Annotated in this window: 8 protein-coding genes; 4 read left to right on the top strand and 4 right to left on the bottom strand. The window is 64.4% G+C overall.

Annotated features, from left to right (window positions below):
- The 3 genes from MC380_RS17345 to MC380_RS17335 form a co-directional block, all read left to right on the top strand.
- The coding region (locus MC380_RS17345; RefSeq protein ID WP_242166302.1) for a YadA-like family protein at window positions 1-4,309 on the top strand (4,309 nt) is incomplete at its 5' end.
- Between the two features lie 165 nt (window positions 4,310-4,474).
- Window positions 4,475-5,290 carry an OmpA family protein gene (locus MC380_RS17340; RefSeq protein WP_242101522.1) on the top strand — a complete coding sequence of 272 codons (816 nt, stop codon included), beginning with the start codon at window positions 4,475-4,477 and terminating at the stop codon, window positions 5,288-5,290.
- A 57-nt stretch (window positions 5,291-5,347) separates the two neighbouring features.
- Entirely contained in the window at window positions 5,348-5,815 is a 468-nt protein-coding gene (locus MC380_RS17335; RefSeq protein ID WP_242166293.1) for a DUF4019 domain-containing protein, read from the top strand.
- A gap of 517 nt (window positions 5,816-6,332) precedes the next feature.
- On the opposite strand, the gene MC380_RS17330 is transcribed toward MC380_RS17335, so the two are convergent.
- On the bottom strand, window positions 6,333-6,542 hold the full coding sequence (locus tag MC380_RS17330) for a hypothetical protein (protein WP_242101520.1): 210 nt from the start codon (window positions 6,540-6,542) through the stop codon (window positions 6,333-6,335).
- 190 nt (window positions 6,543-6,732) lie between these two features.
- Between MC380_RS17330 and chrA the strand changes: the two genes are divergently transcribed.
- A complete protein-coding gene (chrA, locus tag MC380_RS17325; protein ID WP_242166291.1) occupies window positions 6,733-8,127 on the top strand; it encodes a chromate efflux transporter in 1,395 nt (464 codons plus the stop codon).
- Window positions 8,128-8,394: 267 nt separating this feature from the next.
- Here the strand turns inward: chrA and bamA are convergent, their stop codons facing one another.
- From bamA to MC380_RS17310, 3 genes are all read right to left on the bottom strand, one after another.
- Window positions 8,395-10,722: an outer membrane protein assembly factor BamA gene (gene bamA, locus MC380_RS17320; protein ID WP_242166330.1), complete on the bottom strand. Its 2,328-nt coding sequence runs from the start codon at window positions 10,720-10,722 to the stop codon at window positions 8,395-8,397.
- Complete coding sequence (locus tag MC380_RS17315) at window positions 10,722-11,798, bottom strand: hypothetical protein (RefSeq protein WP_242101518.1); 1,077 nt, start codon at window positions 11,796-11,798, stop codon at window positions 10,722-10,724. The genes bamA and MC380_RS17315 overlap by 1 nt, the downstream gene beginning before the upstream one ends.
- 124 nt (window positions 11,799-11,922) lie before the next feature.
- On the bottom strand, window positions 11,923-12,315 hold the full coding sequence (locus tag MC380_RS17310; protein WP_242101517.1) for a hypothetical protein: 393 nt from the start codon (window positions 12,313-12,315) through the stop codon (window positions 11,923-11,925).
- Window positions 12,316-12,987 lie beyond the last annotated feature (672 nt).

The following is a 12,987-nucleotide window of genomic DNA, read 5'->3' as shown; positions in this document are numbered from 1 at the left end:
CAACTTCGCCGGCATCAACCCGACCAGCACCATCAGCGTCGGCAGCGTAGGCGCCGAACGGACCATCACCAACGTGGCGGCCGGTCGGATTTCCGGCAGCTCGACCGATGCGATCAACGGTTCGCAGCTGTATGCGACCAACCAGGCGATCGAGACGGTAGCCACGACCGCCAACGCCGGCTGGAACCTCAGCGCGCAGGGTGCCAACGCGACCAATGTGGCGCCGGATGAGACGGTCGACCTGAACAACAGCGACGGCAACATTGTCGTGTCGAAGACCGCGACCGACGACGACGTTACCTTCGACCTGGCCGACGACATCACCGTCGACAGCGTGACCGCAGGCGGCACGGTGCTGAACACCAATGGCCTGACCATCGCCGGCGGTCCCAGCGTGACCACCACCGGCATCGACGCCGGCGGCCTGGTCATCAGCAATGTCGCCCCCGGCGTGGCCGGCACCGATGCGGTCAACGTCGACCAGCTGACGTCCGTCAGCACCGCCGGTATGAACTTCACCGGCAACGACAACACCGCCGGCGACGTGCACCGCGACCTGGGCCAGACCTTGGCCATCCAGGGCGGCGCCAGCACAGTCGGCACCTACAGCGACGGCAACCTGCGGACGGTCACCGACCCGGTCACCGGCACCATCAACCTGCAGATGGCCGACTCGCCGGTGTTCGGCGGTACCACCATCAACGCTGGCGGTACCGGCATCATCAGCGGCGTGACGGCCGGTGTGGCCGATACCGATGCCGTCAATGTCAGCCAGTTGAACGCGATTGGCGACATCGCCAATGCGGGCTGGAACATCACCGACGGCACCACCACCGGCAACATCGCCCCGGATGAAACGCTGGCCGTGGCCGCAGGCGACAACGCCACGGTGGTCTACGACGACGCCACCAGCACGCTGACCGTTGGCGTGGTGGCCGACCCGAGCTTCAACTCCGTCACGGTCGGCGACACCGTCATCAATGACGGCAGCATCAGCTTCACCAGTGGCGGTCCCAGCATCACCAACACCGGCATCGACGCTGGCGGTACGACCATCACCAACGTCGCTGCCGGGGTCAGCGGCACCGATGCCGTCAACGTGGATCAGCTGACGGCGGTGGGCGACATCGCCAACGCTGGTTGGAACATCAGCGCGCAGGGCGCCAATGCCACCAATGTGGCGCCAGGCGAAGCCGTCGACCTGAACAACAGCGACGGCAACCTCGTGGTCAGCAAGACTGCGACCGACGACGACGTCACCTTCGACCTGGCCGACGACATCACCGTCGACAGCGTGACCGCAGGCGGCACGGTGCTGAACACCAATGGCCTGACCATCGCCGGAGGGCCCAGCGTCACTACCACCGGCATCAACGCTGGCGGCCTGGTCATCAGTAACGTCGCGCCCGGCGTGGCGGGGACCGATGCAGTCAACGTGGATCAGTTGACCGCGGTAGGCAACATCGCCAACGCCGGCTGGAACATCACCGACGGTACCAACAGCGGCAATATCGCGCCGAATGAGACGTTGACGGTGGCGGCGGGCAGCAACGCCACCGTGGTCTATGACGACACCAGCGGCACGATGACCGTCGGCGTGGTCGCCGATCCCAGCTTCAACAGCATCACAGTTGGCGACACCGTCATCAATGACGGCAGCATCAGCTTCACCAGCGGCGGTCCCAGCATCACCAACATCGGCATCGATGCTGGCAATACCACCATCACCAACGTAGGTCCTGCGATCGACGGCGACGACGCGGTCAATCTGGATCAGGTGACCAACCTGGTGGACGGTGCAACGACGCGCTACTACAGCGTCAACGATAACGGCGTGATCGGCGGCAACTACAACAATGACGGCGCAACCGGCATCAATGCGATGGCGGCCGGCGTGGGCGCAAGTTCCGCCGGCGCGCAGGGCGTGGCATTGGGCAACAACGCCAGCGTGATCACGGATGGCGGGGTGGCGCTGGGCTCGGGTTCCCTATCCGACCGCGTGGTCGCGCCGCAGTCCGGCGGCATCATTGCCGGCACCGGCCTGATTCCGTACAACACGACCGACAAGACGTTGTTGGGCGCCGTGTCGGTGGGTACCGACACTTCCTATCGCCAGATCACCAACGTCGCCGACGGCACGGAAGACCAGGACGCGGTGACGCTGCGCCAGTTGAGAAACGGGCTGAGTTCGTTTGCGGTAACGCCCACCATGTATTTCCATGCCAACTCGATCGCGCCCGATTCGCTGGCGATCGGCGCCGAGTCGGTGGCCATCGGCCCGAACACCACGGTCAATGGCGACAACGGCATCGGCATGGGCAATGGCGCGCTGGTGCAGCAGACGGCGCCGGGCGGTATCGCGATCGGCCAGGATTCGGAAGTCAGCTTCGCCGACGGCATCGCGCTGGGCACCAACGCATTGTCCAACGGCATCCAGTCGCTGGCCCTGGGCGCCGGTTCCACCGCCACCGAACCGGGCAGCGTCGCGCTGGGTGCGGGTTCGGTGACGGCCGCCGCCGTGGCGACCCCCAGCACCACGATCGACGGCGTGACCTACAACTATGCAGGCATCGCGCCGACCAGCACGGTCAGCGTGGGCGCGGCAGGCGCCGAACGCACCATCACCAATCTGGCAGCCGGTCGCGTCTCGGCCGACAGCACGGATGCGATCAACGGCTCGCAGCTATTCGCGGCCCACCAGTCGATCGAGAACCTCAGCAACCAGGTCGACGCCAGCGCGACCCACTACTACAGCGTCAACGACAACGGCGTGGTGGGCGGCAACTACAACAACGACGGCGCCACCGGCCTCAACTCGCTGGCGACCGGCGTGGACTCGGCCGCGGCGGGGGATGCTTCCGTGGCCATCGGCTTCGGCGCCACCGCCGGAGATGCGAACAGCGTGGCGCTGGGCTCGAACGCCTCGACCGCGGCTGCGGTGGGAACAGCCAGCATCGTCATCGGCGGCACGACCTACACCTTCGCCGGCGCCGCGCCGGTGGGAACCGTGAGTGTGGGCAGCACCGGCGCCGAGCGCACCATCACCAACGTGGCGGCCGGTCGCATCTCGTCCGACAGCACGGATGCCGTCAATGGTTCGCAGCTGTATGCGACCAACCAGGCGATCGCGAACCTGAGCAATACGGTCAATGCCTCCACGGCGCACTACTACAGCGTCAACGACGGCGGCGTGCAGGGCGGCAACTACAACAACGATGGCGCCAGCGGGATCAACGCGGTGGCATCCGGCGTCAATGCGTCGGCCAGCGGCCAGGGCAGCGTCGCGATGGGCGCCGACAGCACCGCCACCGGCGCGGGATCGGTGGCCATGGGTACGGGTTCGCAGTCCACCGTGGAGGGTGGCGTCGCACTCGGCGCTGATTCTGTCTCCGACACGACGGCTGGCGTCGCCGGCTATGTGCCTGCGGGTGCGACCGACGCGCAGACGGCCGCCATTGCAGCTACCACCAGTACCTCCGGTGCGGTCAGTGTCGGCGATGCCGACAGCGGCCTGTACCGTCAGATCACGGGTGTGGCCGCAGGCACCGAGGCCAGCGATGCGGTCAACGTCGCGCAGCTTCAGGCGGTGCAGAACCAGGTCAACGCGTCCGCGACCCACTACTACAGCGTCAACGATGGCGGCGTGCAGGGCGGCAACTACAACAACGATGGCGCCACCGGCGTGAATGCCATGGCCGGTGGCGTGAACTCCACCGCCAGCGGCAGCAACAGCGTCGCGTTGGGCGCGAACAGCAACGCCTCGGCGGCCAACTCGGCCGCGTTGGGTTCCGGTTCGCAGGCCACGCACGCCAACAGCGTCGCCATCGGCAACGGCTCGTCCACCACCGTCGGCGCGCAGACCGGCTACAACGCCGCTTACGTGGGCAGCAGCAACTCGACCGGCGAAGTGAACATGGGCGGACGCACGATCACCGGCGTCGCGCCGGGCATCGCTGGCACCGATGCGGTCAACGTCAACCAGTTGAGCTCGGGCGTGAACCACGCCATCAACCAGGCCAACCAGTACACCGACAGCCGCCTCGCCGAGCTGGGCAACGATATTTGGACGATGGATCGCGGCTACCGTGGTGCGACATCGTCGGCGATGGCCATGGCGGGCCTGCCGCAGGCGTACCTGCCGGGCAAGAGCATGCTGGCGGTGGGCTTCGGCGGATACCAGGGCGAATACGGCATGGCGTTCGGTCTGTCGGGCATCACCGACAACGGCCAATGGGTCTACAAGGCTTCGGCCAGCGGCAATACCACCCGCGATTGGGGCTTCTCGGTGGGCGCCGGGATCCAGTGGTAGTTCTCCGGAGTGCAGGCCAACGCAAAGCCTCCCCGGCGAGGCCTGCTACTCCACCTTTACGGAAGAACAGACTGGCGAGCGGTGGAATGCTCTATTCACCGCCGTCACCAAGACACCCGGCGAGCCACCGAAATTCTGAGACGACATGCAAGGGACAACAAGCACATGGACACCAGAAACAACCCCGCACGGATCGGCCGATTCGCGCTATGCGCCCTCATCGCCGCCACTGCGCTGACGGCGTGCACCAGGCATGTCAGCCGCGGCATCGCCCCGGACGCACAGGCGGATGAGGTGGTCTTTCCGTCCACCGACAGGATCGTGCTGAAGGAAGGCACCTTTCCCAACGTGGCCAACCTGCGCCAGATTGGTCCGGGCGTCACCAAGGACCAGTTGTACGACCTGATCGGACGTCCGCATTTCCGCGAAGGCTACGCCGCCCGTGAGTGGGACTACCTGTTCCACTTCCGCCAGGGCGCCCAGATCGTCACCTGCCAGTACAAGGTGATCTTCGACAAGGACTACCGAGGGCAGGCCTTCCATTGGTCGCCGGCCGGATGCGCCGACATGCTGAAGACGGATGCTCCGACGGCCGGCGAACCGGAGCGCTTCGAGCTCTCTACAGATGCGCTGTTCGCCTTCGGCCGATCCGATCTGGAGGATATCCAGCCGCAGGGCCGCGAGGCGCTCGTCGCCATCGCCAGCCAGCTGAAGGAGGCCAGGGCGACGATCATCCAGGTGGTGGGGCATACCGACCGCATCGGGAGCGATGCGGACAACCAGGCGTTATCGCAACGCCGCGCACAGACCGTGCGCGAGTTCCTGATCCAGAATGGCGTGGCGGCAGATGGCCTCAGCGCGCACGGGGTAGGGGAATCGGAACCGGTGAAGCAATGCCCCGATTCGCTGTCGCACAGCGAGCTGGTGGCCTGCCTCCAGCCCAACCGTCGCGTCGAAGTGCTCGTCATGGGATTCCAATAGCACCGCGATGCTCGCTTCAGTGCACGCGCGGTATAGAACTTTGATCGGAGTAGTCGAATGAAAAAGTTTGTATCTGCAATCGGAATTCTGCTGCTGCTGGCAACGGGCTTTGCGGCCGCGCAACAGCCACCGGCCACGCCTCAGGCGGCGGCGCAGTCAGCCGCCGGAGCGATCGAACCCAATGCGGTTCGCGATGCGGCCCAGCGTGTCGCCATGGCGATGGATGCCGGACAGGCGGCGAAGCTATGGGATGAGGCCTCCGTCGTCACCAGGAAATCGGTGACCCGCGACGCGTTCATCGCCGGGATAAGCAAAGCGCGCCAGCCGCTGGGCAAAGCGACCGGCCGCAACTGGGTTTCGGTGCGCCGCCAGGCAGGCGACGGCAAGGCGTTGCCATCGGGCCTGTACGCATCGGTCGAGTTCCTGGTCGAATTCTCCGGTAAGCGCACGATGCGCGAACTGGTGTCGTTCCGCCTGGACGAAGACGGTACCTGGCGTTTCTCCGGATATGTGGTACAGCCGTAGCTGTCAGGCGATGCCGACGGAGCGAGAGCGCCTCTGGCGGCCGGACTTCCATACCGGTGTCAGCGGCCGCGCGCTTGCGCGTATTCCGCGCCGGGGCGCACCCGCTCCGGCGCCAGCCTCTGCCGTGTGATTGCGACCTCTCCCATTCCAATCCACGCAGCGAAGGCCCCGCAGTGCGGGGCCTTCTTTCTCGTCGGAAGCGGGTGTAGGCGCACCGCTTCAGCGCGACCGCGGGCTCGCGCAAATCCAAGGGTGTTTGACTGCAAACCGGTCCTAACGCTCGTCGCAGCGCTTGCGGCATATCTGGTTGTAGCTCGGACGGGACCCCGGTAGCCGGATCTACCCGTACCGGCCTTCCAGAATCTGGTGTCCTTCTTGCGGCCACGCGAGCCCGTCGGCATCAACACGCTGCTTCCATATCCTTCCACCGACCCGTGAGCGCTCCCAGCACCGGCCCGAGCCCGGGTGCCTTCTGCGTGATTTCGTATACGACGCGAGGCGGTGCGCTGGCTCGGCGCTACGGTCCGAGCTGATCGAGGGCGTTCTTTATCCGGGTGTGGAGCGCCTTGATCTCGTCTTCCGGGCCCACCTGGGTGTGCTCGTGCTTGCCCATCAGTAGTATCCGGATTTGATGGTGCCCGGCATCGCGCTGGCTTCTTTGCACACCGGACAGGAGGCTGATGTGGGCGGCATTGACGTAGGTATCATTGCCGAGAGAGACGAACATTGGCGTACTCCAGGGAGGAAGTGAGGCGCTAGCTTGCACGTTCCGTGTCGCATGGGGCGTCACATGGCTTCAACTCGACACGATCACGCGCGGTCGGTCGTTGGGCGTGTCGCCTTCGATATGAGCCGACGGTGGTTGATCGTATGCCTTTCGTCTGAGCCTGGACGACACAACCTGTGCGGACAACTCTGTGAGCGAACCTGAAACAGGCGTCGAATACCCGGTCGAACGCACCGTCGGCTTCACCCTGGCGCTGCGCGTCTGGGCGAAGATCGGTCTGCTGGGCTTCGGCGGTCCCGCCGGGCAGATCGCACTGATGCATCGCGAGCTGGTCGAGGAGCGGCGCTGGATCAGCGAGTCGCGTTTCCTGCATGCCCTGAACTACTGCATGTTGCTGCCGGGTCCGGAAGCGCAGCAGCTGGCGGTGTACATCGGCTGGTTGATGCATCGCACCTGGGGCGGTGTCATGGCCGGCGTACTGTTTGTGCTTCCCGGTGCTGTCGTGCTTGGCTTGCTCAGCTGGCTCTACGTCAGCTACGGCACGGTGCCGCTTGTTTCGGCGCTGTTCTTCGGACTGAAGGCCGCGGTGTTGGCGGTGGTGGTCGAAGCGGTCTTGCGCATCGGTCGACGGGCCCTGAAGACGCGCTTCCTGGTGGCCGTTGCGGCCGCGGCGTTCGTGGCGATCTACGCGCTGCAGGTGCCTTTCCCGTGGATCGTGCTCGGCGCGGCGATCGTGGGCCTGGTCGTTTACCGCTGGTTGCCGACGTGGTTGCCCGCAGTACAGATCAAGACCGAAGAAGGCGACCTGCACTACATCGTCGACCGGCAGTTGGCGCACGGTGACATCCAGCGCCTCCGGCCGTCCTGGACGCGATCCGTGCGCACCACCCTGGTGTTGGCAGTGCTCTGGTTCGCGCCAGTCCTGCTCGCGGCCTGGTGGCTGGGGCACGATCACGTCATCGCACAGGAGGGAACGTTCTTCAGCCAGGCTGCGGTCGTGACCTTCGGCGGCGCGTACGCCGTGCTGGCTTATGTCGCGCAGCGCGCGGTCGAGGATTTCGGCTGGCTGCGCCCCGGCGAGATGCTCGACGGCCTGGCCCTGGCGGAGACCACGCCGGGGCCGTTGATCATGGTCCTGCAGTTCGTCGGTTTCGTGGCCGCCTACCGCCATCCCGGCGTGCTGGATCCTCTGACGGCCGCCGTGTTGGGTGCGGCAATGACCACGTGGGTCACGTTCGTCCCCAGCTTCCTTTTCATCTTCGTCGGTGCACCCTACATCGAAGCGCTGCGCCGACGCCGCGAACTGCATGCGGCGCTATCGGCGATCACTGCCGCCGTGGTGGGCGTGGTGCTCAACCTCGCGGTCTGGTTCACCCTGCATACCGTGTTTGCTTCAATGGCCACGCGGCAGCTGGGGCCGCTTTCGCTAGAAGTGCCTGTCTTAAGTTCGATCGAGCCCGGTGCGGCCTTGCTATCCATCGCTGCGATGGTCGCAATGTTGCGGTTCAAGCTTGGGCTAGCGTGGACGCTGCTCGCCAGCGCGCTGCTTGGCGGCGCCTATTGGTGGTTTCAAAACGGGCAATGACACACGAAGATCTGCTTTCTGGCTGTATTAGTTGAGCGCTGTGGTATCAGCTGACCGCCAGTCTGTCTGTAGGAAAACTCCGCCAGAAAGTGGCAGTGCGTCAAATCACTTGCCCGAGCTCGTCAGGCGATGTATGGGGCTGGCGAGCGGTTCGAGCGATGGGTTCACTGACGGCGGCTTCATTCGCGACACTGTCGGTGCAAGACCGAGCGTGGTTCCGACATCGGGTTAAACGGTCAATTCGATCCGCAGCAATAGCCGCGAGGCCTAGAACTGACTGCCGAAAGTGAACTGCAGCCGTTCAATTTCATCATCTTCCTTTTGCCGGATCGGCAACCCGTAGCTGATCGAGATCGGGCCCATGGGCGAGCGCCAGCGCAGGGAAAGACCCGTCGACGCCCGAATCTCGTCGCTATCAATGGTGTCCGTGCCAGCGAAGACGTTGCCAGCGTCCAAGAACCAGGCCAGCTGTGTTCCGTGCGCGGCCTTTCCGAACAAGGTTGGGACCGAAAACTCGAATCCTCCCAGTATCTTTATCTGCCCGCCAGTAGGACGGCACTCGTCGTAGTACGTCACGTACTCGCAAGGCCCCAGGGTGTTGTCGCGGAAGCCACGCAGCGAGCCGGAACCGCCGGCGTAATAACCGCGATAGAAGGGATAGCCGATCCGATCGCCGTCGCCGTATGTATCGCCGTACCCCAGCTCCGTGCGGGTCAGCAGAAGGGTAGGGCCCATGCGCCAGTATCGGCGAATGTCCAGGTCGACCTTGTAATAGGTAACGTCCGAGCCAGGCAGGGCAATCTCGCTGGACACGCCGTAATAGACGCCTCCCGTTGGCGTGAGCACGTCGTTGCGCGTGTCGCTGGACCAGCCCGCTCGCAGGGCCCAGCTGTCGACGCGGTTGCTCCCCAGGTTATCCAGGAATTCGAAATAGGAAGGCGGGTAATAGCCTTCGGTGAGATAGAACGTTCGGGTATCCCACCCGAGGCCTAGCGTGAAAGCGTTGTCTTCCGATAGCGGGAATGTCGCAGTCGTGCTGATCGAACCCTGCCGCGAGTTGTAGCTGCTTTCATCATCGCTGTCGTACTGCGTCCTCGACCAGCTGACCCCATAGCCGAATCCCACGCCGAGATCGTTGAGATAGGGCTCTGCGACGTTGAAGCCATACCGTTCGGAAGAGGCGCTCCGTGTCAGGTTCAGGCTAAAGGTGCGGCCGGTTCCGAGGAAATTCCGTTGGGTCACACTCAGCGACGCCGTGAGGCCATCGTCCTGCGAGTATCCCAGGCCAGTCTGGAACTCGCCGGAGGAAGTTTCCTTGACCGTGTACACCACGTCCACCTGATCGTTGCGATCGGGCAGCCGTTTGGTCTCGACATCGACGGATTCAAAAAGCCCAAGGCGCTGCAGCCTGACCTTCGAGCGGTCGATCGCGGCCTGCGAGTACCAGCTCGCTTCGAACTGGCGAAGCTCCCGCCTGAGAACCTCTTCGTTGGTGCGGTTGTTTCCCTCGAAGGAGATCTGGCGAACGTTGACCCGCGGGCCTGGGACGACCTGAAGATCGATGGACACGGTCTTCTTATCGCGTTTGACGTCTGGACGCGGATTGACCTGCGCAAACGCGTAGCCAATGTTGCCCAGGGTGGCAGTGATGGAGTCGGAGGTCAGTTCAAGCAGGCGACGGGAGAAGATCTGACCTTCCCTGACCAGCACCAGCTTCTGCAAGTTCTCCTTGGCGAGCACGGTATCGCCCGTCAGCCGCACCGAGGAGACCTCATATTGATCGCCCTCGCTGACGCCGGCAGTGATGAACATATCGCTGCGACCTGGGCTGATTGAGACCTGGGTCGAGTCGATACTGAAGTCGACGTAGCCGCGGTCGAGGTAGTAGTTGTTAAGCTTTTCGAGATCGCCGGAAAGTTTCTCTCGCGAGTACTGATCGTCGCGGCGGTACCAACTCAGCCAGTTGTGCTCGCTGGACTCCCAGGTGCCGATGATGTCTTCGTCGGCAAACTTGTCGTTGCCTACGAGATTGATGTGCTGGATACGGGCGGCCTTGCCTTCCTTGATGCCGATCGCGACGTCAACGCGATTGCGATCCACCAGCGCCACGGCCGGCGTGATCTCCACGTTGTACTTGCCGCGGTCCTGATACTGTCGCAAGAGTTCCTGGTGCATCTTGTCGAGGACGAAGCGGTCGAAGGTATCGCCCTCGGCCATGCCGACTTCCTTCAGACCCTTCATCAGGTCCTCGGTCTTGATGTCCTTGTTGCCGGTTACCTTCAGCGTGTTGATCGCCGGGCGTTCCTGCACTGTAATCACGAGGATGTCGCCCTGGCGATCCAGGCGGATGTCCTCGAAGAATCCGGTCTTGTAGAGCGCCCGGATCGCTGCGGCGGCCTTGGTCGAATCGAGAGTGTCGCCGCGTTCGATGGGGAGATAGGTCAGGACGGTGCCCATCGCGATGCGACGCAGACCATCGACGCGGATATCGGAGACGACGTGCGGCGCTTCCTGCGCATGCGCGACGCTGAGGAACGAGTACATCACGGCGGCGAGGAGAAGCCTGCGGGGCGGCCGAGACGATGCCGGCCGCATCATGCCTCACTGCTCTCGATGGGGGCGGGCCAGCCGGCGCCCAATGCTTCGTACAAGTTGACCAACGCGCGATAGCCGCGCGCGCGCACTTCGATCTCGCGATCGCAATGGCCGTGATGAATGCAGTTGGCCTCGAGCAGCGCTTCATGATCTATTTGTCCCGCACGCATCTTCTGCACTAGGGCGTTCGCCCGGCTGCTCGCGGAAAGCGCCGCGGCGCGTGCCGGGCTCGATTCCCCGATCGCCGATGTCAGTGCGGCTAGCGCGCGTTCGACTTCACAAACCGCCCAATCGAATGCCTGCTCTCGGCGAATCGCGTTGGCCCGGACCCGATGCTCATCCTGGTTTTCCGGCCGCGGGGGTTGTAGTGCGATTGCCAGCAGATCTGGGCGACGTAATTGCAGTGCGTCGGGTCCGCCGGATGCCGGCATGGTCGATGTCGCCGACGGCAACAACCGCCCATCAACCCGAGCCAGAACGAGGTCCAAAGGCTCGCCGACCAGCCAGGCGAGCCCGGCCGCCGCTGCATCGCGGTCGCCCTGTAAGCGCACCCGATGCAGATGCAGTTCGGGCAGACTGGCGGCCTGTGCCGAATGCACCCCATCGCAAGCGCGATCTACCACGGGAACGCGTCCCCATTGCAGCAATGCGCTCTGATGGTGAATGGCGATGTCGACGCAAAGCAGTCGTTCTTGCGATGCCAGAATGTCGAAATACGTGCGCACGGTGGCCGCCACGAGGCGGACACGCAGGGTATGGAACAGCGTCCAGGCCTGGAGGCACTCCGGATGCGTCGCCATCTCCTCCAACGTCCCGGTGAGTCCGGCGCATGCCTGGGCAACGCGCAATGCCGCCAGGGACAGCTCGGCATTCTGTTTGAGGCACGCCTCGACGAAGCGATCCAGCACCGCATCGTCGAATGTCTGCCACCACGCCTGCAGCGCTGCCTCGTCCGCATCGTGTCGGGTTGCGTTGTAAAACAGCCTGCTGGGCTGGATGGGGCGAGAGTCGGATCCTGGTCGCCCGGGAAACCCGGTGGCAAAGGTGCCGCGATGAAGCGGAGTGGGGTTGCTCATGGTAAGGCTCTGGCAAGAATGGCGCCGGCTGCTGGGTAGTAGCCGGCGAACGCGCGACCGGATGCGTGTCGGCATGCGGTGGCGCTGCAGGAGTTGTTGGCGGAGCAGAATCTGCGGCGCGGTGCTAAGGCGGTATCGTGGTCTGCACGCGGTTGTAGACACGTTCCATATCCAGGCCGCCGGGTATGGGTATCCGGCCTCCAGCTATGTGCGTGCGTATGCGCAGCTGCGTGCCGTCGGACTCCAGCGAGTAGGTGTGAGTGACAGCGACGCCATCATTCGTATGGAACTCGACGACGAGACCACCCGATGACAGCATCGCGAGTGCCGTGAGGCCGTCATCGCCGAGATCCACCGCGCCGCGGTTGTAAGGCAGGATCACGGCATGGTCCAGGTCCTTGCCCATCGCGATCATTCCTTCGTCCCGGAGGATGAAGAGATCTCCCTCGAGGGGCGCGGCGAAATCCATTTCCGGACGTAGCAGGCCCACCGCGTTTGGCGCCGGCATCTCGGGCATGTCGGGCGGCGGTCCTTTCGGACCACCACCGGGCATGCCGCCACCGGGCATGCCGCCACCAGGCATGCCTCCGCCTGCGCTCGGGCCGCCGCCAGGCGGGCTAGCTGGCGGCCCCAGCTTCGCCATGCGCGCACGCATCTGCTTGCGCAGTGTCTTTGCTATTTTTGCGTTAGCGGCGTTATCCGGAGTCCATCGGCCGCTGTAACCCGCCGCGTGCACAACTACCGCGGGTAGGTCGCTCGGCTCCGTGTCTGCGAGCCCTGGTGCCGGAAGCAGCGCGACGACAAGACATAACAAGAGCAGGGTCGCGGGTACGGTGCGGGCCTCATTCCTCGGGTAGGTGCGTGGATGCCAGATCGTCCTGTTGGCTCGAGGATGCCCGCCCGCCCTGGCGGCCGGGCTGTCGATGGCTGGCGCCGCGATCCGTGACTTGGAGGCCGTGATCATCAAACGATGCATCTGGGAGGAGGGGCCAAAGCGTCGCCGAAAGCAGCGTCAAGTGCGGTGTGCTTCGGTCCAGTTGGGTAAGCGTAGGTAAAGATCTATCAGCCGACAGCTGCGGTACAGGAAACTGACCTGTCGGCGAGCGGAAGTGTCTGCACGGCAATCGAGCGGCCTGCGCTTCTGGTCCCGTGGTGTCGGTGGCGACGGCGCAATACCTGCGCGCAGATG

It is taken from the genome of Lysobacter sp. M15, from assembly GCF_022662515.1.
Taxonomy (GTDB): domain Bacteria; phylum Pseudomonadota; class Gammaproteobacteria; order Xanthomonadales; family Xanthomonadaceae; genus JAKPBU01.
This window is presented reverse-complemented; position numbering and strand designations above follow the sequence as displayed.

Coding starts and splice junctions, on each gene's coding strand:
- MC380_RS17340 (WP_242101522.1), top strand. CDS start 4,475: ATGGACACCAGAAACAACCCCGCACGGATCGGCCGATTCGCGCTATGC.
- MC380_RS17335 (WP_242166293.1), top strand. CDS start 5,348: ATGAAAAAGTTTGTATCTGCAATCGGAATTCTGCTGCTGCTGGCAACG.
- MC380_RS17330 (WP_242101520.1), bottom strand. CDS start 6,542: ATGTTCGTCTCTCTCGGCAATGATACCTACGTCAATGCCGCCCACATC.
- bamA (WP_242166330.1), bottom strand. CDS start 10,722: ATGCGGCCGGCATCGTCTCGGCCGCCCCGCAGGCTTCTCCTCGCCGCC.
- MC380_RS17315 (WP_242101518.1), bottom strand. CDS start 11,798: ATGAGCAACCCCACTCCGCTTCATCGCGGCACCTTTGCCACCGGGTTT.
- MC380_RS17310 (WP_242101517.1), bottom strand. CDS start 12,315: ATGCCCGAGATGCCGGCGCCAAACGCGGTGGGCCTGCTACGTCCGGAA.